This is a genomic window from Pseudomonas sp. DVZ6, from assembly GCF_024259445.1.
GTDB lineage: Bacteria > Pseudomonadota > Gammaproteobacteria > Pseudomonadales > Pseudomonadaceae > Aquipseudomonas > Aquipseudomonas peradeniyensis.
The window spans coordinates 26,690-52,373 of sequence record NZ_JANCLM010000044.1 but is presented as its reverse complement, the minus strand read 5'-3'; the positions used below and the strand labels follow the sequence as shown (position 1 = coordinate 52,373).

The 25,684-nt window shown below is 66.5% G+C and carries 21 protein-coding genes; 12 read left to right on the top strand and 9 right to left on the bottom strand.

Going from position 1 to position 25,684, the window contains the following annotated elements; all coding sequences use genetic code 11:
• Nucleotides 1-13: 13 nt before the first annotated feature.
• Nucleotides 14-1,351: an MATE family efflux transporter gene (locus NMG10_RS22170; protein WP_203650340.1), complete on the bottom strand. Its 1,338-nt coding sequence runs from the start codon at nucleotides 1,349-1,351 to the stop codon at nucleotides 14-16.
• Nucleotides 1,352-1,620: 269 nt separating this feature from the next.
• Here NMG10_RS22170 and NMG10_RS22165 point away from each other — a divergent pair, with 269 nt between their 5' ends.
• Nucleotides 1,621-6,525 (top strand): alpha-2-macroglobulin, encoded by a 4,905-nt coding sequence (locus NMG10_RS22165; RefSeq protein WP_254465147.1) that lies wholly within the window; start codon nucleotides 1,621-1,623, stop codon nucleotides 6,523-6,525.
• A gap of 137 nt (nucleotides 6,526-6,662) precedes the next feature.
• Here the strand turns inward: NMG10_RS22165 and NMG10_RS22160 are convergent, their stop codons facing one another.
• Nucleotides 6,663-6,956 carry a hypothetical protein gene (locus NMG10_RS22160; protein WP_254465146.1) on the bottom strand — a complete coding sequence of 98 codons (294 nt, stop codon included), beginning with the start codon at nucleotides 6,954-6,956 and terminating at the stop codon, nucleotides 6,663-6,665.
• 68 nt (nucleotides 6,957-7,024) lie between these two features.
• Between NMG10_RS22160 and pbpC the strand changes: the two genes are divergently transcribed.
• Complete coding sequence (gene pbpC, locus NMG10_RS22155; protein ID WP_254465145.1) at nucleotides 7,025-9,373, top strand: peptidoglycan glycosyltransferase PbpC; 2,349 nt, start codon at nucleotides 7,025-7,027, stop codon at nucleotides 9,371-9,373.
• A 299-nt stretch (nucleotides 9,374-9,672) separates the two neighbouring features.
• On the opposite strand, the gene NMG10_RS22150 is transcribed toward pbpC, so the two are convergent.
• The 3 genes from NMG10_RS22150 to NMG10_RS22140 all read right to left on the bottom strand — a co-directional run bounded on the left by NMG10_RS22150 (nucleotide 9,673) and on the right by NMG10_RS22140 (nucleotide 11,426).
• Nucleotides 9,673-10,584, bottom strand: coding sequence for an RHS repeat-associated core domain-containing protein (locus NMG10_RS22150; protein ID WP_254465144.1), 912 nt, complete (start codon nucleotides 10,582-10,584; stop codon nucleotides 9,673-9,675).
• Nucleotides 10,585-10,800: 216 nt separating this feature from the next.
• A complete protein-coding gene (locus NMG10_RS22145; RefSeq protein WP_102685470.1) occupies nucleotides 10,801-11,064 on the bottom strand; it encodes a DUF3077 domain-containing protein in 264 nt (87 codons plus the stop codon).
• 119 nt (nucleotides 11,065-11,183) lie between these two features.
• Nucleotides 11,184-11,426: a hypothetical protein gene (locus NMG10_RS22140; protein WP_046854291.1), complete on the bottom strand. Its 243-nt coding sequence runs from the start codon at nucleotides 11,424-11,426 to the stop codon at nucleotides 11,184-11,186.
• 642 nt (nucleotides 11,427-12,068) lie between these two features.
• Between NMG10_RS22140 and NMG10_RS22135 the strand changes: the two genes are divergently transcribed.
• Both NMG10_RS22135 and NMG10_RS22130 read left to right on the top strand, forming a co-directional pair.
• Nucleotides 12,069-13,616 carry a collagen-like triple helix repeat-containing protein gene (locus NMG10_RS22135; RefSeq protein ID WP_274235422.1) on the top strand — a complete coding sequence of 516 codons (1,548 nt, stop codon included), beginning with the start codon at nucleotides 12,069-12,071 and terminating at the stop codon, nucleotides 13,614-13,616.
• A gap of 91 nt (nucleotides 13,617-13,707) precedes the next feature.
• Nucleotides 13,708-15,378, top strand: a complete 1,671-nt coding sequence (locus tag NMG10_RS22130; RefSeq protein ID WP_254465142.1) for a ShlB/FhaC/HecB family hemolysin secretion/activation protein — start codon at nucleotides 13,708-13,710, stop codon at nucleotides 15,376-15,378.
• Between the two features lie 185 nt (nucleotides 15,379-15,563).
• Here NMG10_RS22130 and NMG10_RS22125 read toward each other — a convergent pair whose 3' ends face one another.
• Both NMG10_RS22125 and NMG10_RS22120 read right to left on the bottom strand, forming a co-directional pair.
• Nucleotides 15,564-15,971, bottom strand: coding sequence for a response regulator (locus NMG10_RS22125; protein ID WP_050703614.1), 408 nt, complete (start codon nucleotides 15,969-15,971; stop codon nucleotides 15,564-15,566).
• A gap of 47 nt (nucleotides 15,972-16,018) precedes the next feature.
• Complete coding sequence (locus NMG10_RS22120) at nucleotides 16,019-16,201, bottom strand: Flp family type IVb pilin (protein WP_203650353.1); 183 nt, start codon at nucleotides 16,199-16,201, stop codon at nucleotides 16,019-16,021.
• Between the two features lie 289 nt (nucleotides 16,202-16,490).
• Here NMG10_RS22120 and cpaB point away from each other — a divergent pair, with 289 nt between their 5' ends.
• From cpaB to NMG10_RS22080, 8 genes are all read left to right on the top strand, one after another.
• Nucleotides 16,491-17,438, top strand: coding sequence for a Flp pilus assembly protein CpaB (gene cpaB, locus NMG10_RS22115; RefSeq protein WP_232857071.1), 948 nt, complete (start codon nucleotides 16,491-16,493; stop codon nucleotides 17,436-17,438).
• A 19-nt stretch (nucleotides 17,439-17,457) separates the two neighbouring features.
• Complete coding sequence (locus NMG10_RS22110) at nucleotides 17,458-18,747, top strand: type II and III secretion system protein family protein (RefSeq protein ID WP_254465141.1); 1,290 nt, start codon at nucleotides 17,458-17,460, stop codon at nucleotides 18,745-18,747.
• Nucleotides 18,744-19,934, top strand: a complete 1,191-nt coding sequence (locus NMG10_RS22105; RefSeq protein WP_203650360.1) for a pilus assembly protein — start codon at nucleotides 18,744-18,746, stop codon at nucleotides 19,932-19,934. Before NMG10_RS22110 ends, NMG10_RS22105 begins: the two co-directional genes overlap by 4 nt.
• Entirely contained in the window at nucleotides 19,931-21,187 is a 1,257-nt protein-coding gene (locus tag NMG10_RS22100) for a CpaF family protein (RefSeq protein WP_028691362.1), read from the top strand. Before NMG10_RS22105 ends, NMG10_RS22100 begins: the two co-directional genes overlap by 4 nt.
• On the top strand, nucleotides 21,184-22,065 hold the full coding sequence (locus NMG10_RS22095) for a type II secretion system F family protein (RefSeq protein ID WP_254465140.1): 882 nt from the start codon (nucleotides 21,184-21,186) through the stop codon (nucleotides 22,063-22,065). Before NMG10_RS22100 ends, NMG10_RS22095 begins: the two co-directional genes overlap by 4 nt.
• Before the next feature lie 2 nt (nucleotides 22,066-22,067).
• Nucleotides 22,068-22,955 carry a type II secretion system F family protein gene (locus NMG10_RS22090; protein ID WP_198744463.1) on the top strand — a complete coding sequence of 296 codons (888 nt, stop codon included), beginning with the start codon at nucleotides 22,068-22,070 and terminating at the stop codon, nucleotides 22,953-22,955.
• 193 nt (nucleotides 22,956-23,148) lie between these two features.
• Nucleotides 23,149-23,850: a tetratricopeptide repeat protein gene (locus NMG10_RS22085; protein WP_232857069.1), complete on the top strand. Its 702-nt coding sequence runs from the start codon at nucleotides 23,149-23,151 to the stop codon at nucleotides 23,848-23,850.
• A 13-nt stretch (nucleotides 23,851-23,863) separates the two neighbouring features.
• Nucleotides 23,864-24,124: a DUF3613 domain-containing protein gene (locus tag NMG10_RS22080; RefSeq protein ID WP_232857068.1), complete on the top strand. Its 261-nt coding sequence runs from the start codon at nucleotides 23,864-23,866 to the stop codon at nucleotides 24,122-24,124.
• Between the two features lie 161 nt (nucleotides 24,125-24,285).
• Here NMG10_RS22080 and NMG10_RS22075 read toward each other — a convergent pair whose 3' ends face one another.
• Together NMG10_RS22075 and NMG10_RS22070 are read right to left on the bottom strand one after the other, a co-directional pair.
• Nucleotides 24,286-25,062, bottom strand: a complete 777-nt coding sequence (locus NMG10_RS22075; RefSeq protein WP_203650369.1) for a response regulator transcription factor — start codon at nucleotides 25,060-25,062, stop codon at nucleotides 24,286-24,288.
• 119 nt (nucleotides 25,063-25,181) lie between these two features.
• A complete protein-coding gene (locus tag NMG10_RS22070; protein WP_028691368.1) occupies nucleotides 25,182-25,652 on the bottom strand; it encodes a prepilin peptidase in 471 nt (156 codons plus the stop codon).
• Between the last annotated feature and the right edge of the window lie 32 nt (nucleotides 25,653-25,684).

The window sequence follows — 25,684 nt, the reverse complement described above, 5'->3', positions numbered from 1 at the left end:
CGCGGCCCCAACGTCACCGAACCCAACGCCCCTTTTCCTGCAACCGCCACCCCACCCACCCCAGCGTCCCCGCCCGCAACGCCATGAACCCCAGAAACGCCAGCCACAACCCATGATTGCCGAACCCACGCATGGCAAACGCCACGGGCAACGCAATCACCACCGACACCAGCATCGCATTGCGCATCTCCCGCGCCCGCGTCGCACCGATGAACAACCCATCGAGCAGGTAACTCCACACCGCCACCAACGGCAGCACCGCCAGATACGGCAGGTACGGATACGCCGCCTCGCGCACGCTGGCGATATCGGTCTGCAGGTCGATGAACAGATGGCCGCCCAGCAGGAACAGCACCGCGAACCCCAGGCTGACGATCAACGACCAACCGCAGGCCACCACCAGCGCCCGTTTCAGGGCGCCGCGATCACGGGCGCCGATGGCATGCCCGCACAGCGCCTCGACCGCATGGGCCAGGCCATCGAGGGCATAGGCGGTGAGCATCAGCCCGTTGAGCAGCAGGGCATTGGCCGCCACCGTCGCTTCGCCCAGCCGGGCGCCCTGCACGGTCAGCAGCAGGAATACCAGCTGCAACGCCAGGCTGCGCAGGAAGATATCGCGGTTCACCGCCAGCAAGGGCCGCCAGGCCTGCCAACGCTTCAGCGCGGCCCAGGCGATATGCCCGGGGTAGGCGCGTAGCGCCGGGCGGGTGAGGGCCAGGCCGAGCAGGGCGGCGCTCCACTCGGCGATCACCGAGGCCCGTGCCGAGCCGACCACGCCCCAGTCCAGGCCGAGCACGAACCACAGGTTCAGGGCGATGTTCAGCAGGTTGGTGGTCAGCAGGATCGCCAGCGGCGCCCGGGCGTTCTGCGTGCCGAGGAACCAGCCGACCAGGGCGTAGCTGGCCAGCGCCGCCGGCAGGCCAAGCAGGCGGGTGTGGAAGAACGCCTCGGTGGAGGCATGCAGCGCCTCGCTGGGCTGCATCGCGTGCAGCGCCAGCTGGCTGAAGGGCAGGGCGAGCAGGCCGATCAGCAGGGCGAAGGCCAGTGCCAGCAGCAGCCCCTGCACCAGCACCTGGCGCAGCGCGGCGCCGTCGCCGCGGCCGGCGGCCTGGGCGGCGAAACCGGTGGACCCCATGCGCAGGAAGCCCATCAGCCCGACCATGAAGGTGAACAGCGTGGCGCCCACCGCCACCGCGCCCAACTGGTGGGCGTGGGGCAGGTGGCCGATCACCGTGCTGTCGACCAGCGCCACCAGCGGCACCGAGATGTTGGACAGGATCATTGGCGCGGCCAGGGCCCAGACCTTGTGGTGGGTGGGGCGGTCGCGCCAGGCGGTGGACAGTGAAGACATGCGAGGTCCTGAGGAACTCGGGGCTGCTGCGCAGCCCTTTCGCGGCACAAGGCTGCTCCTACAGGAAACTGCATGCCCCTGTAGGAGCGGCCTTGCGCCGCGAAAGGCGTGCGCAGCGCGCCCCATTGACGAATGGCCAGCATTCTACCCGCCCGGCAACCAATCGGCGCGAACAGGGTCTCACTTGCCGCGCATCGCCAGGTAAGCCCCGCGGCGTTGCGCTATAGTTGCCCCCCTCACGTACACGCTGCCGAAGAGTCCCCTCTCAAATGCTCAACAAAGGATTGTTGCTGGCCTGCGCGCTGGCCTTGCTCAGTGCCTGTGATTCCTCCACGCCGGACAAGCCATCGGCCCCCGCCGATGCCGCTACCGCCGTTGCGCCCGCCGAAACCAAGGCGGCCAAGCGCGAAGACCCGGCGCTGCTTGCCAAGCGCTACGCTGGTCGCGAGCTGACCGTGCTGGACGTCTCGGAAGTCCAGCTCGACGGCGCCAGCACCCTGTCGGTCAGCGTCTCCGCGCCGCTGGACGCCAACCAGGACTTCGCCGCCAAGCTGCACCTGGTCGACACCGTCAAGGGCAAGGTCGACGGTGCCTGGGAACTCTCCGACAACCAGATGGAACTGCGCCTGCGCCACCTGGAGCCGCAGCGCAAGATGGTCCTGACCATCGACAAGGGCCTGCTCTCGGTCAACGGCAACCAGCTTGAGGCCGAATCGGTCAGCCGCTTCGAGACCCGCGACATGCAGCCCACCGTGGGCTTCGCCAGCCGCGGTTCACTGCTGCCCACGCGCCTGGCCGAAGGCCTGCCGGTGATCGCCCTGAACGTCGACAAGGTCGATGTCGAGTTCTTCCGCATCAAGCCGGACATGCTCTCCAGCTTCCTGGTCAACTGGGGCCGCAACTCAAGCCTGTACTACTACCAGTCCAAGGAAACCCTGGAGATGGCCGAGCTGGTCTACAGCGGCCGCTTCGACCTCAACCCCGCGCGCAACACCCGCGAGACCGTGCTGCTGCCGATCGCCGGGATCAAACCGCTGCAGGAGCCGGGCGTGTACCTGGCGGTGATGCGCGCCTCGGGCACCTATGACTATTCGCAGCCGGCGACCCTGTTCACCCTGAGCGACATCGGCGTTTCCGCGCACCGTTACCGCGACCGCCTGGACGTGTTCAGCCAGGCCCTGGAAGGTGGCAAGGCGCTCAAGGACGTCACCCTCGAGCTGCACGACGACAAGGGCAAGCTGCTGGCCCAGGCCAAGACCGACGGCGACGGCCATGCCCAACTGCCGATCACCGCCAAGGCCGACACCCTGATCGCCACCCAGGGCGTGCACACCACCCTGCTGCGCCTGAACACCGCCGCCCTGGACCTGGCCGAATTCGACATCACCGGCCCCCAGGCCAACCCGCTGCAGTTCTTCATCTTCGGCCCGCGCGACCTCTATCGCCCGGGCGAAACCGTACTGCTCAACGGCCTGTTGCGCGACCAGGACGGCAAGCCGGTCAAGGCCCAGCCGGTGAATGTGGAAGTGCGCCGCCCGGACGAACAGGTCAGCCGCAAGTTCGTCTGGGAGGCCGACAACAACGGCCTGTTCCAGTACCAGTTGCAACTGGCCAGCGAGGCCCCGACCGGCCGCTGGCAACTGCTGCTGGACATGGGCGGTGGCCGCAAGCAGGTCTACGAATTCCTTGTCGAGGACTTCCTCCCCGAGCGTCTGGCGCTGGAGCTCAAGGGCAGCAGCACGCCGCTGGCGCCGGATGAGACCGCCAGCATCCAGGTCAATGGCCGTTACCTCTACGGCGCGCCGGCTGCTGGCAACCGCCTCAGCGGCCAGGCCTACGTGCGCCCGCTGCGCGAAGCGGTGAAAACGCTGCCGGGCTACCAGTTCGGTGCGGTCACCGAGACCGACCTGAACCAGGACCTGGAGCTGGACGAAGTCACCCTCGACCAGAACGGCAAGGCCCGCATCGATATCGAAAGCCGCTGGGCCGAGGCCCGCTCGCCGCTGCAACTGACCGTGCAGGCCAGCTTGCAGGAGTCCGGCGGCCGGCCGATCACCCGGCGCCTGGAGCAGCCGATCTGGCCCGCTGACCGCCTGCCGGGCCTGCGCGGCCTGTTCGACGGCGAAGAGACCGACGGCGATGGCCCGGTGGAATTCGAGTTCCTGGTGGCCGACCGCAACGGCAAGAAGCTCGCCGCCGACAACCTGAAGGTGCGCCTGATCCGCGAGCGCCGCGACTACTACTGGAACTACTCGCAGAGCGATGGCTGGAGCTACAACTACAACGAGAAATTCCTCACCCAGGCTGAGGAAACCGTCAGCGTGAAGGCCGGCTCCACCGCCAAGCTGAACTTCCAGGTGGAGTGGGGCCCGTACCGCGTCGAGGTCGAAGACCCGCAGACTGGCCTGGTCTCCAGCGCGCGCTTCTGGGCCGGCTACCGTGCCCAGGACAACGCCGAGGGCGGCGCCGTGCGCCCCGACCAGGTCAAGATCGCCCTGGACAAGCCCGCCTACAAGGAAGGCGGCACCGCCAAGGTCACCGTCACTCCGCCGGCCGCCGGCAGCGGCTACCTGATGATCGAGTCCGCCGATGGTCCGCTGTGGTGGCAGGAGATCGACGTACCTGCCGAGGGCAAGACCTTCGACGTCGAGCTGGACAAGAAGTGGGCGCGCCACGACCTGTACATCAGCGCCCTGGTGATCCGCCCGGGCGAGCGCAAGGCCAACGCCACGCCGAAACGCGCCGTGGGTGTGCTGCACCTGCCGCTGGACCGCGCCGAGCGCAAGCTGGCCGTGTCGCTGCAGGCGCCGGAGAAAATGCGACCCAAGCAGCCGCTGACCGTGAAGTTCAAGGCGGTCAACGCCGACGGCAGCGTGCCGAAGCAGGTGCATGTGCTGCTGTCCGCCGTGGATGTGGGCATCCTCAACATCACCGACTTCAAGACCCCAGACCCGTTCGCCAGCCTGTTCGGCCGCAAGGCCTATGGCGCCGACCAGCTGGACATCTACGGCCAGCTGATCGAAGCCGGCCAGGGCCGCCTGGCCAGCCTCGCCTTCGGTGGTGACGCCGCCATGGCCAAGGGCGGCAAGCGCCCGAACACCACGGTGACCATCGTCGCCCAGCAGAGCCTGCCGGTGACCCTCGACGAGAAGGGCGAAGGCCAGGCCACTGTCGAAATTCCCGACTTCAACGGTGAACTGCGCCTGATGGCCCAGGCCTGGACCGAGGAACACTTCGGCATGGCCGAAGGCAAGACCGTGGTCGCCGCGCCGCTGATCGCCGAACTGTCCGCGCCGCGCTTCCTCGCCGGCGGTGACCGCACCCGGCTGGCGCTGGACCTGGCCAACCTGTCCGGCCGCGACCAGCAACTGAGCGTGCAGATGATCGCCGAAGGCCAGTTGAGCCTGGTTGGCGGTGCCCAGCAGAACTTCACCCTGGCCGAAGGCCAGCGCACCACCCTGATGATCCCGGTGCAGGCCCAGGGCGGTCTGGGCCAGGGCAAGGTGCGGGTGCAGGTCAATGGCCTGCAACTGCCGGGCGAGCCGGCCAACACCTTCGAACGCGAATGGACCCTCGGTGTGCGCCCGGCCTACCCGGCGATGCTCAAGCACTATCGCGTGGCCCTCAAGGACCAACCCTGGAGCCTGCCGGACAGCGACCTGGCCGAGTTCGAGCCAGCGGGCCTGGAAGCGAGCCTGGCGTTGTCGAGCCGCCCACCGCTGAACCTGGCCGAGCAGATCCGCGCCCTGGAAGCCTACCCCTACGGCTGCCTGGAGCAGACCACCAGTGGCCTGTACCCGTCGCTGTACGCCGATGCCGACAGCCTCAAGCGCTTGGGCATCAAGGGCGAGCCGGCTGATGTGCGCAAGCGCAAGATCGAGATGGGCATCGAGCACCTGCTGGGCATGCAGCGCTACAACGGCAGCTTCGGCCTGTGGAGCTCGGACAGCGCGGAAGAGTACTGGCTGACCGCCTACGTCACCGACTTCCTGCTGCGTGCCCGTGAGCAAGGCTACGGCGTGCCGGCCGAAGTACTGAAGAAGGCCAGCGAGCGCCTGCTGCGTTATGTGCAGGAGCGCAACCTGATCGAAGTCGACTACAGCCAGAACGCCGACCACACCCGCTTCGCCGTGCAGGCCTACGCCGGCCTGGTGCTGGCGCGCAGCCAACAGGCGCCGCTGGGTGCCCTGCGCAGCCTGTTCGAGCGCCGCTCTGACGCACGCTCCGGCTTGCCGCTGGTGCAACTGGCGGTGGCGCTGGACAAGATGGGCGACAAGCAGCGTTCGCAGCAGGCATTGCAGGCAGGCCTGGCCGTGACACGCGGCAAAGGCTGGATGGCCGACTACGGCAGCGCCCTGCGTGACCAGGCGCTGATCCTCGCCCTGCTGCAGGAGAACAACCTTGCCGGCAACCAGGTCGACCAACGCCTGTTCGGCCTGTCCGACGAGCTGGCCGCCAACCGCTGGCTATCCACCCAGGAGCGCAACGCGCTGTTCCTCGCCGGCCGTGGCCTGCTGGGCAAGCCGGAAGGCAACTGGAAAGCTCGCCTGGACAGCGCCGGTGAAGTGCGCGAGTTCGACAACAACGACTCGGGCATGAAGCTCGAAGGCCCGCTGTTGGCCTCGCCGTTGACCGTGCAGAACCAGGGTGGCGACACCCTGTACCAGCAGCTGACCCTGTCCGGCTACCCGCGCCAGGCCCCGGCCGCCAGCGGCAACGGCATGGAGATCCGCCGCGAGTACCTGGGCATGAACGGCCAGGCGCTGGATGTACGTAATCTGCGCAGCGGTGACCTGGTGCTGGTGCACCTGGCGCTCAAGGCCCAGGACCAGGTGCCGGATGCCCTGGTGGTCGACCTGTTGCCGGCGGGCCTGGAGCTTGAAAACCAGAACCTGGCGCAGAGCGCCGCCAGCCTGGACAACGCCAGCAGTGCGGTGAAGCAGTGGCGCGAGTCGATGCAGAACGCCAGCGTGGTGCACCAGGAGTACCGTGACGACCGCTACGTGGCCGCGCTCAAGCTCGACAGCTACGGCACCACCCACCTGCTGTACCTGGCCCGCGCGGTGACCCCGGGCAGCTACCGCATCCCGCCGCCGCAGGTGGAGTCGATGTACCGGCCGAACCTGCAGGCGATTGGCGATAGCCAGGGCGAAATGGTGGTACGCGCCCGCTGAGGCAACGCGCCCCCTGTAGGAGCGGCCTTGTGCCGCGAAAGGGCCGCGCAGCGGCCCCCCGATCTCGACGTCAATGCGAGAATCGCCGGGGCTGCTACGCAGCCCTTTCGCGGCACAAGGCCGCTCCTACAGGGCTTTCAGTGCACCACCCAACTCAACACCCACAACCCCAGCAGCGCCCAGATGATCCCGAGGATGATCGACGCCCGCATGAACGCGCGAACCGCCGAGTACAGCAGCATCAGGCCAACGATCAGCGCCAGGATGCTGACCAGCGAGGTGTCCATGCCCAGCGTGCGCGCCAGGCCATCGATGAAATTGCCGCCGGCGTTGGCCAGCAGGTTGAACAACCCGCTCAGGCTGTCGACGATGAAACGGATCACCGAACCCAGAACCTGGCCCAGCCACTCGAAAAAACCTTCTACATGCATAGTCGCTTCCTGATCAACGAATCGGCGATTCCCAGCCTTTGGCCATCACCTGGCCCGGTCGGTTCCCGATGCCAAGCTTAGCGCGCCCAGGTCTGCTCAAGCTGCTGCGGCGTGTCGCCATCACCCTGTTGGCGACCATGGCCCTGCTGTGGCTGGCCGACCGGATCTGGCCGCTGCCCATGCCCGGCGACGACCTGGCGCGGGTGGTGCTAGCCGAGGACGGCACGCCGCTGTGGCGCTTCGCCGACGCCGACGGCGTGTGGCGCTACCCGGTCGGCCCGGACGAGGTCTCGCCGCTGTACCTTGAAGCCTTGCTGGCCTACGAGGACCGCTGGTTCTACCACCACCCTGGGGTCAACCCCATGGCCCTGGCCCGGGCGGCCTGGCTCAACCTGCGCGGCGGGCGGGTGGTGTCCGGCGGCAGCACCCTGTCGATGCAGGTGGCGCGCCTGCTTGATCCGCACGACCGTACCCTGGCCGGCAAGCTGCGCCAGCTGTGGCGCACGGCGCAGCTGGAGTGGCACCTGTCCAAGGCCGAGATCTTGCAGTTGTACCTCAACCGGGCGCCGTTCGGCGGTACCTTGCAGGGTGTTGCCGCAGCCAGCTGGGCCTACCTGGGCAAGTCGCCGAAGCACCTGACCCCCGCCGAGGCCGCGCTGCTTGCCGTGCTGCCCCAGGCGCCGAGCCGCCTGCGTCCGGACCGGCATCCCGAGCGTGCCCAGCGCGCCCGGGACAAGGTGCTGCAGCGCCTGGCCGAGTACCAGGTGTGGCCGGCCCAGCGCATCGACGAGGCCCGCGAAGAGCCGCTGTTGCTGGCGCCCCGCCAGGAGCCGGCACTGGCGCCCTTGCTGGCCCGACGCCTGAACACCCCGGACAGCCCGCCGCTGATCCGCACCACCCTCGACGCCGCCCTGCAACGGCGCCTCGAAGACCTGCTGATGGGCTGGCGCGCGCGCCTGCCCGAGCGCACCTCGGCGGCGTTGCTGGTGGTGGAGACCCAGAGCATGGCGGTGCGCGCCTATCTCGGCTCCATCGACCTGAGTGACGAGCGCCGCTTCGGCCACGTGGACATGATCCACGCCCTGCGCTCGCCCGGCTCGACCCTCAAACCATTCCTCTATGCCATGGCCATGGACGACGGCCTGATCCATTCCGAATCGCTGCTGCAGGATGTGCCCCGGCGCTATGGCGACTACCGCCCCGGCAACTTCTCCATGGGCTTCAGCGGCCCGGTGTCGGCCAGCTCGGCGCTGGCGCTGTCGCTCAACCTGCCGGCGGTGCAGTTGCTCGAGGCCTATGGCCCGAAACGCTTCGCCGCGCAGATGCGCATGGGCGGCATGCCGCTGGTGCTGCCGCCGCTGGCCGAGCCGAACCTGTCGCTGATCCTCGGTGGCGCGGGCAGCCGCCTGGAAGATCTGGTCGGTGGCTATGCCGCGTTCGGCCGAGGCGGCAACAGCGCGAAGATTCGCCTGCAACCCCAGGACCCGCTGGTGGAGCGCCGCCTGCTGTCACCGGGCTCGGCCTGGATCACCCGGCGCATCCTCAGCGGCCTGGCCCGGCCGGACCGCGACCCCCATGCCGAACTGGTGCAGCGCCCGCAACTGGCCTGGAAGACCGGCACCAGCTACGGCTTTCGCGACGCCTGGTCGGTGGGCATAGGCCCGCGTTACCTGATCGGTGTGTGGATCGGCCGCCCCGACGGCACCCCGGTGCCGGGCCAGTTCGGCCTGGCCTCGGCGGCGCCGTTGATGCTGCAGGTGCACGACCTGCTGAGCAATCGCGACAGCCAGCGCGGCATCGAGGTGCCGGTCGAGCCGGTGCCGGCGTCGGTGGGCGTGGCGGCGATTTGTTGGCCCCTGGGCCAGCCGATGAACCGCCAGGACCCCAACTGCCGCCGCCAGCGTTTCGCCTGGACCCTGGACGGCACCACCCCACCAACCTTGCTGGCGGCAGACCAGCCCCTGGGGCTGGGCTTGCGCGAGACGGTGTGGCTCAACGACCAGGGGCTGCGCGTCGATGCCGGGTGCCTCGGGGCCAAGGCCCACGACGTTGCCTTGTGGCCGGCCCCGCTGGAGCCCTGGTTGCCCCGGGCCGAGCGCCGTGCCGCGCGGCTGCCCAGCGTGGATCCGGCCTGCCCGCCACAGCAGGTGGCCAGCGCGCCGCCGCTGTCGATCGTCGGCGTGCGCGCCGGCGACAACCTGCGCCGCCCGGCCACCAGTCACGAGCCTTTGCAGTTGCGGGTGTCGGCCCTGGGCGGCGCGGGGCGGCGCTGGTGGTTCCTGAATGGTCAGCCGCTGGGCGAGACCCAGGGGCAGGACAGTCTGCCGGTGCGTTTCGAACAGGCCGGCAGCATCGAGTTGAGTGCGTTGGATGAAAGCGGCGAGACGGCGCGGGTGGCGTTTCAGGTTAGTGAGTGAGGTTGCCTCTCGCTGCACTGTAGGAGCGGGTATCCAGTTTTTCAGGGAGCGCTCCGTATGATCCGTCAACCTGACCATGGATAGTCATGCAGCGACAGGAGTGTCAAAATCAGAGACGGGCTATTACATGGAAAGCTTGCCCGAGCGAAGTTTTTCACGCAGCCCCGTGGTGGTGAGAAATGATAGAATGTGCAGTCACTTGTTCAGTGGCCCTCTGCAGTACTCATCGGTCCCATGTTGAACGGGGCTCGATACGTAGTGCCGTGGCCCAAGGCCAATCGCTACGCTGTCTGATAAATTTAATTATCTTGTCTGAAATTTAGTAAGTACGTATGAATATGGCTTTCGGCCTGCGTCAGGCTGTATGATGTAAAGTCAAAAACTTTTGGTCTTGTGTAGTTCTTTGCAATTGCAGGTGATATGCCTATTGAATATGCTTCATGTTCTGGAATATGTCTGCTGTAGGTTTTAATTGCGGTGTGTAGGTGTTCGGGGAATACACCGGTTATCGTGCCTCCGAAGAAATTTCCTGTTTCGGGTGAGGCACCGTTTTGTAAGCTCAATACTGTGGTAGAGTCTAGTATGTCTAGGATTTCTGCTATTTTTTGCCACGATTGGGCCTTGGCGATATCCAGTTCCTTTGGAGGTTGAGCTCTCCAGAATTTTGCATATGATTCTGGATCCATATTCCCTGATATTTTGTCTACATTTTCCAATGACTTGTCAGCAGCGCTTAGTCTTGCGAGGTTATTTTGGGTGGCTTTGAAGAATGACCCAAACTGTTCCGTACTATTTTTGGCTGAATTTTTGATGAAGGCCTTTCTTGCCAGGTTCTGAAGTGTTGGGGGCTCTCGCATTCGACCTGTGCGGTCTATAAAGTTAACCGGGTCACCTGAGCAGTACATATAGCAGTTTATCCCCCCTCTACCAAAAGGGCTCAGCGCATCCGGTGACCTAAAGCGCATTAGCGTTTGAGCATAAGTGCGCACGCCATTTCCCAATATGTAATGCCCGCCCAAGGCCTCCAGCAGCTCACTCACGAAGCCTGTCTTGCAGGCTTCCGGAGTAACAGAAGGCTTATCGCCATAAACCGTATAGCTGCGGCTATTACGCTGATGGTCGCTTTGTGTCGTCAGTACACTCCCTGCTCTGTCCACACCTAGCAGGGTTGTGGGGTGCTGATTCTGTCTGGCTTCGTTCACGGGTGCCATGACGTCTCCGCAGATGTTTACCGTGATTTTGGTTTCAATGCTAAGAGGGGGCGGTTTTTCAGGAAACTGGCAAAACTGATAGGTGCTACAGATGAGCCGCCTGAGCTTCAGGCCATCAGCTCAAGCGGCGGGGCGGTCATGGCGGGACAGGTGGCGTCTGCAGGTTGGCAGTTCTGAACTGCGGCGCCGACTTGCCCCGCGAAGTGTTTCGTTGAGTCAGTGCTTCATGCCGAGCTCGGCATCATCCATCAATGCCTTGGCCAGCGCGCTCAGGTAGTACGACGCCCAGAGCAGCTGGGGCTTCTCCTCCATGATCCCGGTGATGGTCAGGTCGCGTACGCAGCCCATCAACTCCGAGGCCTGGTCGCGGGCATGCTGGCAGGGGATGCCGGGTTCGATGCAGAACAGCGGGTCGGTCATGCCTTCGCCTTGGTAGAACTTGGTCTTGCCGGCAGTGGTGGGGGTGTTGTCTGTGGTCATGATTGTTCTCCCTGAAATGGTCGGTGCGTGTGCGGGCGCTATCGCGGGGCAAGCCCGCTCCCACGCCAGGATTTCGCTGGATTCGGCTGCATGGGAGCGGGCTTGCCCCGCGATTGGGCTTAATGCAACGTCGGCGCCTGCGCCGGCATCTGCACCTGGATCAACGCCGCTTCGAGCAACACACGCAGCGACTCCATTTCATGCATCGACGCCATCATCAACACGGCAGCCGGTGACCTGGGTTTGAGCTGCACGGCATGATGGGCCACGGTCAAGGCGCACAGGGCGTACTCGGTGGCCTGGATGAGGGTGTCTTCGAGGGAGTGAGGGTTGTGGGGTGGATCGGGGACAATCTTCAGCATGATGAATCCTCAATTTGAGATGGAACCATCACCGTTCGCTGTCAAACAAAGGGTGGCAGCTGTACGTGGGTTGACAGACCGGTCAAATAGAGGAAACCCGGCGCACCCGAAGATGCCCCACGCACAGCCGCCATAGCGGCATAGCCATGCGTTCGTATTTGAATCGGCCTGTCAAAGCCGGTCGCTGATTGTGCAGCGACTGCCCGAGACTAGAGGCCAACCCAGACCACCGCAATGGCTTGAAAGGGCTTGGGAGTATGTTTGGGAAATGGACTACAGGGAATGGGGAAAGTCTTATAAATAGGTGTTCATTTTGAAATCGCTGGGGCTGCTTTGCAGCCCTTTCGCGGCACAAGGCCGCTCCTACAATGGGACGCGATTCCTGTAGGAGCGGCCTTGTGCCGCGAAAGGGGCGCGCAGCGGCCCCAGCATTCTGTCAGCCACCCGTACTAATGACTTATGACTAACTCTTTCGACACTGGGCGTTGTCCACCAAACGAAATCGGCTGAAATTCATACGCTTATGCTCCATCCCCGGCCCTCTCCCACAGGTACTAACACCAAGTTGTAATCTACCCCTCTCACCCCCCTCGGCTTTCACTGCTGGTAGCAAGCACAACAACCAGCAGCGGGAGTCTTCCCATGAACACTCAAGCGTGGATCAAGGCCGCAACGGCGCTGACGATGGTCATTTCCCTGGGCCTTACCGGTTGCAGCAGTGGCGGTGGCGGGCATCACAGCGAGGTCGACGGCTCCTCGGCCGACGGCGGCACGGGTGCAGGTGCGGGAGCTGGAGGTTCGGGCGGCGGGGCCGGTGACGGTGGCGCAGGCACCGGTGGTGGTGGCAGCATTCCGGGCGATGGCAGCGCAGGCACGGGTGGGGGCAGCGGCGGCTCCGGCGGCGGCACCACGCCTGGCGGCGGCGATGGCGGAACCGGTGGAGGCACGACACCCACCGCCCTGGTCACCGGCCAGGTGGTCGATCAGCTGGGCAACACCGTCTCCGGCGTTGGTGACGGCGTGAGTAATCTCGGCCAGGCAATCGGCTCGCTGCCCATCGCCGGCGATACCTCGCTGACCGGCGGCGTGGGCACGCTGGTGTCGTCCACCGGCAACGCGGTGAACAGTGTCGGCAGTGGCCTGAGCGACGGCCTGGGGCAACTGGGCACCGGCAACAATGCCGTGGGTACAACCGTCGGCGTGGTCGGCGCGGCCACCGCCGACCTGGGCACCGGCGTCTCAGGGCTTGGCCAGGGCGTGACCGGGCTGGCCAGCAACGGGCCGGTCGAGCAGGTACCGGTGGTCAACCAGCTGGTCGTCGGGGCCGGGCAGGACGTCGACCGGGTTGGCCAGGCGGTGACCATGCTTGGCAACACCCTCTCGCCGGTTGGCACGAGCGGCCCGCTGGCCGGGGTGACCCAAGGCGCGAGCGATGCCCTGGTGCCGGTGGTCTCGCTGGTGGAAAACACCACGGCCAACGTCACCCGGCAGACCGGGCTCGCCGGGCCGCTCAACCAGACGTTGAACCAAACCGGCACTATCCTGAACCAGGCCGGCCAGCAACTGGCTGGCACGGGTAATCCACTGGGCACCACGCTCGGGCAGGCGGTCGCCAATACTGGCACCTCCGTGAGCACCGCCAGCGGGCTGGCGCCCGTTACCGGTGGCCCGCGCACTGGGCTGCTGGAAACCGCTGGCGGCGTAGTGGCCGGTGCCGGCAGTGGCCTGGCCGCGAGTATTGGCAGCCCGACGGTCAGCGGTATCGGCGGCAGCATGGTGCAGGCAGGCAACAGCGTCGCCAGCCTGGGCCCGGTGCTCGGCGGCAACGGCGTGACCAACACGGCGGCGGGCACCCCTGCCGCGGCACTGCCCCAGCAAGTGGGCAGCGGGCTCAATCCGGTGGTCGCCGGTGTGTCCAGCGTGACCCAGCAGGTCGGCGCCAGTACGGGCGCGGGGGTACCGGTGGCCGGGTTGCTGAACCAGGTCGGTGGTGCGGTGGGCAGCGTTGGCACGCAATTGACCGGCGCCACTGCCAATCCGACGGTCAGCCAGTTGGGCGCGACGGTAACGGCGGTGGGCGCAACGGTCGGCCAAGCCGGCACCTTGGTCAACGCCAACGGCACGCAGGGCGGTGGCCTCGGCGGTGCGTTGAGCGGCGTGACAGGCGCCCTGGCAGGCGGGCAGCGCTGACGCGACGGGCTACGCTCAAGGTGAGCGAGACCGACCGGTGCGTCGTACGCCGGTCGGTCACCCTGCCACCCGTGGATCATGGAGTGTCCGAATGCGCCGATGGCTGGTGACGATGCTGGCGCTGTCCCTGGCCAGTCTGGCGCGGGCCGAGCCCTTGCCGAGTTTCCTCAACAGCAACGAGACCGAGCGCCGCCTGCCCACGCCGAACCTGCCGGTGGACGCCTATCGCCCCGGCCCCGCCGGCCTGCGCGTACCCAGCGTGGACAGCGCACGCCAATCGCCGCTGCTGATGAGCACGCGGGTGGCGGTGCGCAAGGTGCGCTTCGAGGGCGGCACCGTCTACCCCCTGAGCGACCTGCGCGAGCACTACCAGCCGCTGATCGGCCGCGAGGTGACCCTCGCCGAGCTGATCGAGGTCACCCGCCGCCTCACCCAACGCTACCAGCAGGATGGCTACCTGCTGTCGTACGCCTACCTGCCGCCCCAGGACTTCGTCGATGGCCGGGTGCGGGTGGTGCTGGTGGAAGGCTATATCCACGACTATCAGGTCGAGGGCGATATCGGCGCGGCGCGGGCTTACCTGGACCAGTTGATGGAGCGCCTCAAGGCCGAGCGTCCGCTGACCCGCGAGAGCTTCGAGCGCTATACCAGCCTGGCCGGGCGCATCCCCGGGGTGACCTTCCAGGCCCAGGTGCCGCCCCCGGCCACCACCGATGGCGCGACCCGGCTGCTGGCCCAGGTCTCGCGCAAACCGTTTACCACCACCCTGAGCCTCAATGACGGCAGCCGCGACGACCTGCAGGCGCTGCTCGGCGCCAGCAGCAACGCGCAGACCCGTTTTGCCGAGCAACTGAGCGCCAGCGTGCTGGTGCCGCCCGGCGAGGACAAGGAGCATTACTACCGCCTCGACTACAGCCAGTTCCTCGACGCCGAGGGCTCGCGGCTGTTGTTGTCGGCCTCGCGCTATCGCAGCGACCCCAAGGCGCGCATCCGCCTGGACAACGGTATCGACCTGACCCAGCACCGCGAGAACGAACGCTACTCGGTGGGCATCAGCCAGTCGTTGATCGCCTCGCCCAGCGAATGGCTGGAGGTGGTCGGGCGCTTCTACGTGGTCAACGACCGCATCGACTACCAGGTGGTGGGCTTTCCGTTGCGGCTGGACAGCGAGACCGACATTCGCGCGCTGTCCTTCGAAGGCGACTGGCGCAAGGCCGAGGCGCGGCGCCTGCGCATACTCAGTGCCGGGGTCTACCAGGGGCTCGACCGGCTGGGGGCGAACACCAATGCCGACTACGACCTGGACTTTTTGCGCCTGCGGGTCTCGGGCGTGCAGAGCGACAACTTCACCGACAACTGGCAGGGCGTGGCCTCGGCGGCGGCCTACTGGAGCAACGACAGCTTGCCCGACAGCGAGCGGGCGGTGTTCGGCGGGCAGAACTTCGGGCGCGGTTATCCCAGCGACCAGGGCTCGGGCGACAAGGGCTGGGGGCTGGCCTACGAACTCAACTACAGCTTCCACCGCGACGGCGCCTGGCTCAAGGTCGTGCAGCCGTACGTGGCGCTCGACACGGCGCGGGCCTGGTTCAATGAGCTGGACGTGAGGGACACGAAGATGTCATCGGCGGCACTGGGGCTGCGGTTTGGCGATATGCGCTACTACAACATCGCGGTCGAGGTTGCCAAGCCGATGTCGGACATCGGCCTGGACAGCTTCAACCGGCGGCCACGGCTGAACCTGAGTTTCAGTTATCAGCTGTAGGAGATCACACAGCCTTTCCGGGCTGCGCTGTCGCGCAGGGAACTGTTATCTCTGTGGGAGCGGGTTTACCCGCGAAGAATCCAGCGCGGTGTATGGCACCGGCTCCGCCGGTGTTCGCGGGTAAACCCGCTCCCACAGGGTCAAGCAAAATCAATGGGTTACGTGTTGTCCCATTGGGACGCCAGCTATTTAACGGCCTGCATCAACGGCTTGGGAAACAGGTTCTCCAGCGTCTCGAGCAGGCGCGCGTGATAGATCGGTTTGCGGAACAGGTCGAGCACCTGCAAGCGCAGCAAGTCGCTGACATCGTCCATGTCGGCATGCCCGGACATGACGATCACCGGCAGGTGTTGGCGCGCGGTGTGGTCGCGCAGGCGCTGGACCAGGCCCAGGCCGCTCTCCTCGGGCATGCGCAGGTCGGTGATCACCAGGGCGACGTCGGGGTGGCGGGTCAGTTGCTGCAGGGCGCCGCGCACCGAGGTGGCGGTGTGGCAACAGAAACCCTCGTTCTCCAGCAGCTCGGCCAGCTCCAGCAGGGCCTCTTCCTCGTCGTCTACCAGCAGGATCTGTTGACGCAAGGAAGAGGTCGGCATGGTCGGCTCCTGGCAGTGGGACTACGCGTCATGCAGGTGCTGCGCGATCACTGGGTGATCGCGGTCTTGATGGTGGTCATGATCGCCGACACCTCGGTCGAGATCGGCGTGACGAAGCCGGCCAGCACCACCGCCACCATGGCCGCGATCACCGCGTATTCGATACCGGAGGCGCCGTCCTTGCGCTGGAGGAAAGTCTTCACATGGATGAGGATCTGTTGCAGCAGCATGGCACTACTCCTTGCGCTCGATGGGCGCCGGTCGGCGGGGCTTGATAAGTGATACCCCTTTGCCATCAGAGCATCGCCAAGCCGTGGCGACCTGCAAATGTAAGAAAGCATTAATCCAAAAGTATTGGTTGTAATTGGCGGTGCTAAGTTTTTGTTTTGCCGACGCGTCAATTTCATGGCTCTAAAAATGCGATGCAGGTAATGGCGAAAGATAGCGGCTCAGCTACCGTCCAATAGCGAAATAGTTACCTTTTGCCATCATTGGTCCCGGGCGTAGGGGAGAGCGCAGATGAGCAGTCGCCTGACCATGATCCTCGCCGGCCTGTTCCTGATCGCGGCCTTGCTTGCCGGATACTGGGGCCTGCGTCTGAGCCGTCCGGCCGAGCCCGCGCCGGCGCCATTGGCGCCTCCCAGTGCAGCGGTGATCCCCACCGCGCCCGTTCCCGTAGCCGCGCCCGAGCCGCCGCGTTCGCCCATCGTGGTGCTGCGCAGGGCGGTGCCGGCCAACACCCCCTTGAGCGAAGACGATGTGCTGGTCGAGCGCCTGCAGGTGGTACCGGCCGGCGCCTTCCAGCAACTCGACCAGGTGCTCGGGCGCCGCAGCACCCGGCCGCTGGCGGCGGGCAGTTGGCTGGACGAGTCGAGCTTCCAGGCCGGTGGCCCGCTGGCGCGCATGATCCGCCCCCACGAGCGCGCCGTGGCGGTGGCCATTGACGATGTGAGCGGTGCCGCCGGGCAGTTGCGCCCGGGTGACTTCGTCGACGTGCTGCTGTTCCTGCGGGAAGAGAACAACAACCCGCAGTCCTCCGCCCAGGTGGTGCTGCCGGCCTTGCGCGTGCTCAGCGTCGACCAGCAGACCGGCCTGGCCAACGACGGGCGCCCGGCGCAAACGGCCGAAGAACAGAAGGCCCGCCGCGACCAGCAATCGCTGAACAGCAACACCACCCGCACCGTGGGTCTGGCCGTGCCCGAGGCCCTGGCCAGCCGGCTGATGCTGGCGGCCCAGGCCGGGACCTTGCGCCTGGCGGTGCGCAGCGCCGATGAACAATTGCTGGCGGCCTACTGGTCCGGCCAGGCCGCCAGTGCGCAACTGGAGAGCGCCAACCGCGATCTCTATCGCTTCAGCCAGTTGTCCCAGGTGCCGCTGGCCAGCCAGGCTGCCTCCGCAGTGGCCGGCGCGCCGACCATGCAGATCATCCGTGGTGCGCAGAACGGCGACAACAACAAGACTCCCTGAACCGGCAAGGATGCGATCCATGCGTAGTTCTTTGCGTGTTACTCCACGAGGCGAATGGCTGGCCCCGGCGCTGCTGGCCCTGGTCCTGCTGGCGCCGTCGGCGCAGGCGGCCAAGGGTTGCGCGGCGTTCGGCCAGTTGCCGTCGGTGATCGAGATGGACCAGGGCCTGCAGCAGGAACTGCGCCTGCCGGTGGCCATCACCCGGGCGGCGGTGGGCGAGCCCAAGGTGGCCGATGTGCAGCCCAGCGGCGAGCGCGCCGTGCTGCTGACGGCGGTGGGGCAGGGCACCACCAGCATCATGCTGTGGACCGACTGCGCCGCGCAGCCGCACCGGGCGATGTTGTTCGTCAAGGGCCGGGCCAGCGCCGACATGACGGAAACGGCGCAGCTGCCCTCCGCCCAGGAGGACCTGCCGGTGCAGGTGCAGGCCGATATCCGCTTCGTCGAAGTGCGCCGCCTCAAGTACAAGGAGGCCGGGGCGCGATTGTTCTTCAAGGGCTCGAACAATAGCCTGATCGGCTCACCCGGCACCGTGCCCGACACGGTGGTGCGCCCAGGCTACGTGCCGAGCACCGCCAGCGTGCCGAGCTCGGCCAACTATGCCGACGCACGGCCCGGCATCCCCCTCGACAACAGCGTCTTCAATATCGTCTGGGGCGGCGGCAGCAGCCGCTTCCTGGCGATGATCAACGCCCTGGAGAACAGCGGCTTCGCCTACACCCTGGCGCGTCCCAGCCTCACCGTGCTGAGCGGGCTGACCGCAAGCTTCCTGGCCGGTGGCGAGATCCCCATCCCGGTGCCCAGCAGCGGCAGCGACAACGTGTCGATCGAGTACAAGGAGTTCGGTGTGCGCCTGGCGCTGACCCCCACGGTAGTCAGCCGCAATCGCATCACTTTGAAGGTTGCCCCCGAGGTCAGCGAGCTGGACTTCAACAATTCGGTGGTCATCGCCGGCACCCGGGTGCCGGGGCTGAGCGTGCGCCGTACCGACACCAGCATCTCCCTGGCCGATGGCGAGAGCTTCATCATCAGCGGCCTGATCAGCAGCAACGTGCGTTCGAACGTGGACAAGATGCCGGGCCTGGGCAACCTGCCGATCATTGGCGCGTTCTTTCGCCAGTCGGCGCTCAACCGCGAGGAGACCGAGCTGCTGATGATCGTCACCCCGCATCTGGTCCAGCCGCTGGCCGCCAATGCGCGCCTGCCGGAACTGCCGGGTGAGACGCTGCGCACCTACGACCCCAGCTGGGGCCGCCTGTTCTTCATGGAAAACGGCAATTTCGAAGGCCGTGGCGGGTTGTCCCAATGAACGAAAGCCTGAACCAGACCTACCTGGCCCTGACCCGCACCGACGAGGACCTGCACTGGCTGCAGGGCGCGCTGGCGCCGCTGGGGCAGGTGATCGGCGCCAGCAGCCCGAACCTCGACGAGTTGCTGGCGCTGGTCGACATGACCTTCAGCAACCTGGTGTTCATCGGCCTGGACCGCGAGCAACTGATCGGCCAGTGCGCGCTGATCGAGGGCATGCTCGAAGCCAAGCCGATGCTGGCCATCGTCGCCCTCGGCGATGGCATGGACAACCAGCTGGTGCTGCACGCCATGCGCGCCGGCGCCCGCGACTTCGTCGCCTACGGCTCGCGGGCCAGCGAGGTGGCGGGGCTGGTGCGGCGCCTGGGCAAGCGCCTGCCGGCGGTCACCAGCAACCCCAGCCTGGGCGGCCTGACCGTGCTCTTTGGCACCCAGCGCGGCGCCGACGGCGCGCTGCTCACCACGCACCTGGCGCGGGTGGTGCAGGACAGCGGCCAGCAGACCCTGTTGCTCGACCTGGGTTTGCCCCGGGGCGACAGCCTGGCCCTGCTGGGCCTTGAGGCGTCGTTTCATTTCGGCGATGCGCTGCGTCACCTGCGCCGGCTCGACGCGACCCTGATCGACAGCGCCTTCACCCGCGACAAGGGCGGCCTGCGCATCCTTGCCTATGCCGACAACGACGAGGCCCTGGAACAATCCAGCGCCGCCGAGCTGTATATGCTGCTCAGCGCCTTGCGCCAGCACTTCCAGCACATCGTCGTGAACCTCACCGGGCAGGTCGACAGCGAGGCCCTGCGCACCATCGTCAGCCATTGCGACAAGCTGATCGTCTACACCGACCAGAACATCCTCGACTGCCGGCGCAACCTGGATGTGCTCGAACAGTGGCGCGACCGCGGCATCAAGCTGGAGCACGCCAGCCTGCTGGTGGACCGCTACCTGCGCCATGTGGCGCCGGATGCCGACGCCCTGGCCAAGCGCTACGGGCTGGCCCTGCTCAAGGTCATGCCCTACAGCCCGGAGGTGAGGCTGAACGCCAAGAACCAGGGCCTGAGCCTGTTCGAGCTGGCCCCGCGCGAAGGCCTGACCCAGGCCCTGCGCGGCCTGGGCGAACGCCTGGCGCAGCGTTCGGAAAACCTGGCGCCGGCAGGCCAGGGCTGGCTCAACCGGCTATGGGGCAACCGATGAGCAACGAAGAACCCTTTGGCGGGCCGCGCCATGCGGCCAGCGATCCGCAGGTGCTCAAGCGCGCCCTGCACCGGCATGTCATCGACGCCATCGAGGACAGCGGCCGCAACCTGCTCGAAGGCGCGCGTCCGGTACTGGCGCAGTTCGTATTGGAACAGGTGGGCGACTATGTGGCGCGCCTGCGCCTGGCTTTGTCGCGCTACGAGATGGAGCGCCTGGCCGAGGAGATCGTCGACGAGCTGACCGGCTATGGGCCGCTGGAGGTGCTGCTGCGCGACCCGAGCGTTACCGAGATCCTGGTCAACGGCCCGTACCGGGTGTTCGTCGAGCGGGCGGGGCTGTTGCAACAGACCGACCTGCGTTTCATCGACGCCCACCATGTCGAGCGAGTGATGCAGCGCATCCTCGCGCCCCTCGGGCGGCGCCTGGACGAGTCGTCGCCGATGGTCGACGCGCGCATGCCCGACGGCAGCCGGGTCAACGCGATCATCCCGCCGGTGGCCCTGGACGGGCCTTGCCTGTCGATCCGCAAGTTCCGCCAGGACATGCTCAAGAGCGCCGACCTGCTGGCCACCCGGGCCATCGACCAGCCGATCTACGACTTCCTCGAACGCGCCGTGGGCCGACGTTGCAACATCCTGGTCAGCGGCGGCACCGGCACCGGCAAGACCACCTTGCTCAATATCCTCAGCCAGATGATCGCGCCCCAGGAGCGCCTGGTAACCATCGAGGACGTGGCCGAACTGCAACTGCACCACCCGCATGTGGTGCGCCTGGAGACCCGCCCGCCGAATGCCGAGGGTCACGGCGAGATCAAGGCCAGCGAGCTGATCCGCAACGCCCTGCGCATGCGCCCCGACCGCATCATCCTCGGCGAGATCCGTGGCGCCGAGGTACTGGATGTGATGACCGCGATGAACACCGGCCACGACGGCTCGATGAGCACGGTGCACGCCAACACCGCCCAGGACGCGCTGTTGCGCCTGGAGACCCTGGTCGGCCTGACGGGCCGGCAGGTGGCCGAGAAGACCCTGCGGCAGATGATCTGCGCGGCGCTGGACGTGGTGATCCAGCTGACCCGCCTGGCCGATGGCCGGCGCTGCGTCAGCGAGGTACTGGAAGTGGTCGGCGTGCGCGACGATGTGTACGTGACCAACACCCTGTTCCGCCTGGACCGGCGCAGCGGCGATGGCTTTCTGCGCGAGGCGCCGAACCCGGCCGGCAATAAGCTGCGTCACGAGGGTGTGCTGTGATGGGCCCATTGCTGCTGGCGCTGTCGCCCTTGTGCCTGGGCATGGCGCTGCTGCTGTTGCGTCTGGGCCTGTACAAGCGTGGCGAGGAGCGCATTCTTGAACGCCTGGGCCGGGCCTACCGCGCCGTGCGCAGCGGTAATGCCCGGCGCGACTGGCTCGACCCGCTGCTGCAGCGGGCGGGCTTGGCCCATGCCGACTTTTCCCCCAGGCCGTGGCTGTTCGGCTGGCTGGCGCTGACCCTGCTCGCCGGCCTGTTGGCGGGCTGGGTGGCGGCGTCGATGGTGCTGTTCGGCCTGCCGCTGCTTGGCCACCTTTACCTGGGTTGGCGTTGCCGGCGGCGCCTGCAACAGATCGTCCAGCAGTTGCCTGGCCTGCTCGACTACAGCGTGCGCAGTCTCAAGGCCGGGCGCACCCTGAACGAGGCGGTGCTTGGTGGCGTCGACAGCACCCGCGAGCCGCTGCGCTCGGCGATGCTGCGGGTACGGCGCAACGTGCAGCTGGGCGTGCCGCTGGAGGACGCGGTCAACGAATTCGCCGAACTGTATGGCCAGGCCGAACTGCGCATGTTCGCCCTGGGGCTGCGCATCAACCAGCGCCACGGCGGCAATGCCAGCGAGCTGATGGAGAACCTGATCAAGCTGATCCGCGAGCATGAGCAGGGTGATCGGCAGCTGCGCGCCATGACCGGCGAGACCCGCATTACCGCGTGGATCCTCGGCGCGCTGCCGCTGGCCATGGTGGGTTACTTCCTGTTCGCCAATCCCACCTACCTGTTGGCGATGTGGCACGACCGCAGCGGGCAGCTGATGCTGCTGTTCGCCTTTGCCCTGCAGGCCGTCGGCTGCCTGGTGTTGTGGCGCATGATGAGGAGCCTGTAAGCATGGCCATGTTGCTCTGCGCGCTGTTCCTGTTCGCCGCGTTCGTGCTGCTGGCCTTGCAGGCCGCGCAGCAGTGGCGGGCCCGTCAGCGGGTGGCGCGGCGGCTGCAGGGACGGTTGGCCCGTGACGAGCGGCTCGGCGACTGGTTGCAGTGGTTGGGCAGCAGTCCGCTGGGGCGGCGCCTGCAACGACTGGATGGCGAGACCCAGGCGCTGCTCGACCGCCTGGGCTGGCGGCGCAGCCGGCAACGGGCACTGTTCGCCGCCGTGCAATTGGGTTTGCCGCTGCTGGCGGTGAGCGTGGCGCTGCTGTTGGCCCATGGTCTGCCCGGGGAAAACCGCGGGCACTGGGGCGTGCTGGTGCTCTGCGCGATGGGCGCGGGTTACCTGCTGCCCAAGCGCCTGCTGGTGCTGGCGGCGGCGCGGCGCCAGCGGCAGATCGCCCAGGAGGTGAGCCTGCTGATCCCGCTGCTGCGCATCCTCTTCGAAACCGGGTTGGCGGTGGAGCAGGCCCTGCGGGTGCTGGCCCATGAAGGCCGCAGCCTGGTGCCGAACATCAGCGATGAATTGCGCCTGGTCCTGCAGCGGGTCGATTCCGGCCTGGCCCTGGGCCCTGAGCTGGAAAAGACCGCGCGCCTGCTGGCGGTGGACGAGCTGATCGACACCTGCGTCATTCTCCAGCAGCTGCTGGTGCAGGGCAGTGGGTCGATGAAATCGCTGCTGGCGCTCAAGGAACTGCTCGACGACCGACGCCTGACTGGCCTGCAGGAGCGGGTGTCGAAGATGTCGGCGAAGATGTCGGCGGTGATGATGGTGTTCCTGTTCCCGGCGTTGCTGATCGTCCTGGCCGGGCCAGGTTTTTCCGCGCTGGCGCGGGCCTTGGGCTCATGAACATCGCTTTCATGTACCCAAACGTGACTTTTGAATTGGCTGGGGCTGCGTGGGAGCGGGCTTGCCCCGCGATGCGATGCATGGCACCGGCTCCGCCGGTGATCGCGGGGCCAGCCCGCTCCCACGCTGTTCAAGTTAAATCAACAAATTACGTTTTGTTCCATGAGAGCAGCCTTGGAGAGGGGGAAATGCAATGAAAACGATTCTGCTGCTAAGCACCCTGTTGCTGCTCACCGGCTGCGCTGGCCAGCCCCCCGAAGGCCTGGCCCGTCTGCTCGGTGGCGGCACCTGCGGCAAGCCCGACGCCGACCAGCAACTGAGCCTGGACATGGCCGACCAGATGATCAGCGAGGGTCGCCCGCACGCGGGCCTGGCCCACCTCGAACAGCTGCCCGACACCCTCGACCAGGTCCGCCTGCGCAAGGCCAAGGTGCTGCGCCAGCTCGGGCGCGGCGAGGCCGAGCCGCTCTACCGCAGCCTGCTTGGCGGCTGCCTGGCCGCCGAGGGCGAGCACGGCCTGGGCCAGCTTGCCTCGGCCCGTGGTGATGACGTCCAGGCCCTGCGCAACCTGCAGCGGGCGGCACGCCTGGCACCCACCGACGAGAAGGTGCGCAACGACCTGGGTGTGGTGCAGATGAACCTGGGCAACCACGAACAGGCGCGCTTCGAGTTTCTCACCGCCATCGAGCTCAAGGACGACAACCCGCTGCCGGCGGTGAACCTGGTGACCCTGTCGCTGGTGCAGGACAACTGGCGCCAGGCGGAGGATCTGGTCAATCGCCTGCGCCTGAAGCCCGAGCAGTTCGCCGAGGCCCAGGCCCGGGCCCAGCGCATCAGGTCCAACGGGCGTGGCCCGCTGGCGGCGACCGAATCCTCGGCCGCGGCCATCAACTGATCGGGAGGTGATCATGTTCAAGCCCTGGATCGTCCTGGCCTGCCTGGCCACACCGCTGCTGGCGCAGGCCGAAGAACCACCGCGCCAACCGCGTCCGCAAACCGCCACCGAGGCCCTGCTGCAGGTGCAGGCGAGCAATCGCCAGGCCTCCAGCGTGCGCCAGGAACAGACCGACAAGGAGCGCGACCAGGCCATGCAGCGCTGGCTGGACAGCTACAAGTACGCGATTCCTGACTTCTATCGCTGGACCAAGATCAGTTCGTCGAACAATTGATATCGCACAACACTGGCACGATGCGTGTAGGAGCGGCCTTGTGCCGCGAAAGGGCCGCAAAGCGGCCCCGCAATCTCTGCATGAACGCAGGAGCCCAGGGGCTGCTTCGCAGCCCTTTCGCGGCACGAGGCCGCTCCTACAGAGAGGCGGTACTCACAAGGTCAGTGCGTGGTAAACCGCTGGTGCACCGGCGACGAACGCGGGGTCAACGCCAGCGCCAGCTGCGTGCGGTTGTGCATGTGGGTCAGGCGCAGCACCTGCGACACATAGAGCTTCACCGTGTTTTCGGTGATGCCCAGCTCGCAGGCGATCTGGTAGTTGGTCTTGCCCTTGCTCACCAGCCGGGCCACCTCAAGCTGGCGCGGTGACAGCTTCTCGAAGGCGGCGGGCAGCTCCGCCTCGCCGTCCTCGGCGTCGCTGGCGCGGCGGTGGGTGCCCTGGCCCCGGGCTTTTTCCAGGTCCTGGTAGAGATCGTCGATGGACTCGGCCAGCTCCTGCAGGCGCTGGTTGAGGCTGCCCAGCTCGCGGAAGTTGCGGCGCCGTTCGAGCAGCGCCGCTTCCTGTCGGCGCACCCCTTCGAGCAGTTCGTCGAGGTCCATGGGTTTCTGGTAGTAGTCGGCGAAGCCCTCGCGCAGCGCGCGGATCACGTCCTGCTTGTCGGCGCGACCGGTCAGCATGATCGCCTCGAACATGCGCTGCGGCCCGGCGATCTGCTTGAGGGTGCGGACCAGCTCGATGCCATCGCGCTCGGGCATGTGCAGGTCGCACAGGATCAAACCGATGGTCTCGTCGGCTTTGAAGCAGTCGATGGCCTGGCCGGTGGAATGGGCGGGCACACAACGGTAGCCCTCGCTTTCGAGAAATTCGCACAACTCTTCGACGATCACTGGCTGGTCGTCGACCACCAGCACTTTCACCTCACTGACAGATTTATTCACGATCAACTCCCTGTTGTATCGGCTCTGCTCCCGGGCCAGAGGCTCTGGCAGGTAGAAAAGTAGTCGCACTTTGCAATTATGTACATGCATCTAGCTCATGGAAGCGACCCAGCGGTCGGTTATTGGATCCAGACGGCCGTCAACAGGAAGCCGGCCAGCACATACGGGGCAAAGGGCTGCTTGTCGCCGACCTGTTCGGCCAGCGCCTGCAGGCGCTTTTTCACCTTGGGATTAAGCAGGGTCCACAGGCGCCGCCGGCCGAACATCCAGGCCAGTACGGTGACCCCGGCGCCGATGAAGGTGCCGAGCACGTACTGCGGGCTGGTGGCCAGGGCCAGGGCGCCCATCAGCTTGACGTCGCCGGCGCCGAAGCGGCCGAGCATGTAGCCGGGCAGGGTGAGCAGCATGACGATGGCCAGGGCCCAGCCGGCCTCGCTGGCGTCGGCGCCAATCCAGCTGCGTCCGGTGGCGAACAGCCAGGCCAGGGCGCACGCCGCGACCCCGAGGGTAAGGGCGTTGGAGATTTGCCGTTCACGGACATCTTGTTCGGTGCACAAGGCAAGCCACATCAGGAGAACAATGCTTTGCATTGGCAAATTGCCATCCCTATTCGTTGAACGGT

Coding starts and splice junctions, on each gene's coding strand:
- NMG10_RS22170 (WP_203650340.1), bottom strand. CDS start 1,351: ATGTCTTCACTGTCCACCGCCTGGCGCGACCGCCCCACCCACCACAAG.
- NMG10_RS22165 (WP_254465147.1), top strand. CDS start 1,621: ATGCTCAACAAAGGATTGTTGCTGGCCTGCGCGCTGGCCTTGCTCAGT.
- NMG10_RS22160 (WP_254465146.1), bottom strand. CDS start 6,956: ATGCATGTAGAAGGTTTTTTCGAGTGGCTGGGCCAGGTTCTGGGTTCG.
- pbpC (WP_254465145.1), top strand. CDS start 7,025: ATGCCAAGCTTAGCGCGCCCAGGTCTGCTCAAGCTGCTGCGGCGTGTC.
- NMG10_RS22150 (WP_254465144.1), bottom strand. CDS start 10,584: ATGGCACCCGTGAACGAAGCCAGACAGAATCAGCACCCCACAACCCTG.
- NMG10_RS22145 (WP_102685470.1), bottom strand. CDS start 11,064: ATGACCACAGACAACACCCCCACCACTGCCGGCAAGACCAAGTTCTAC.
- NMG10_RS22140 (WP_046854291.1), bottom strand. CDS start 11,426: ATGCTGAAGATTGTCCCCGATCCACCCCACAACCCTCACTCCCTCGAA.
- NMG10_RS22135 (WP_274235422.1), top strand. CDS start 12,069: ATGAACACTCAAGCGTGGATCAAGGCCGCAACGGCGCTGACGATGGTC.
- NMG10_RS22130 (WP_254465142.1), top strand. CDS start 13,708: ATGCGCCGATGGCTGGTGACGATGCTGGCGCTGTCCCTGGCCAGTCTG.
- NMG10_RS22125 (WP_050703614.1), bottom strand. CDS start 15,971: ATGCCGACCTCTTCCTTGCGTCAACAGATCCTGCTGGTAGACGACGAG.
- NMG10_RS22120 (WP_203650353.1), bottom strand. CDS start 16,201: ATGCTGCTGCAACAGATCCTCATCCATGTGAAGACTTTCCTCCAGCGC.
- cpaB (WP_232857071.1), top strand. CDS start 16,491: ATGAGCAGTCGCCTGACCATGATCCTCGCCGGCCTGTTCCTGATCGCG.
- NMG10_RS22110 (WP_254465141.1), top strand. CDS start 17,458: ATGCGTAGTTCTTTGCGTGTTACTCCACGAGGCGAATGGCTGGCCCCG.
- NMG10_RS22105 (WP_203650360.1), top strand. CDS start 18,744: ATGAACGAAAGCCTGAACCAGACCTACCTGGCCCTGACCCGCACCGAC.
- NMG10_RS22100 (WP_028691362.1), top strand. CDS start 19,931: ATGAGCAACGAAGAACCCTTTGGCGGGCCGCGCCATGCGGCCAGCGAT.
- NMG10_RS22090 (WP_198744463.1), top strand. CDS start 22,068: ATGGCCATGTTGCTCTGCGCGCTGTTCCTGTTCGCCGCGTTCGTGCTG.
- NMG10_RS22085 (WP_232857069.1), top strand. CDS start 23,149: ATGAAAACGATTCTGCTGCTAAGCACCCTGTTGCTGCTCACCGGCTGC.
- NMG10_RS22080 (WP_232857068.1), top strand. CDS start 23,864: ATGTTCAAGCCCTGGATCGTCCTGGCCTGCCTGGCCACACCGCTGCTG.
- NMG10_RS22070 (WP_028691368.1), bottom strand. CDS start 25,652: ATGCAAAGCATTGTTCTCCTGATGTGGCTTGCCTTGTGCACCGAACAA.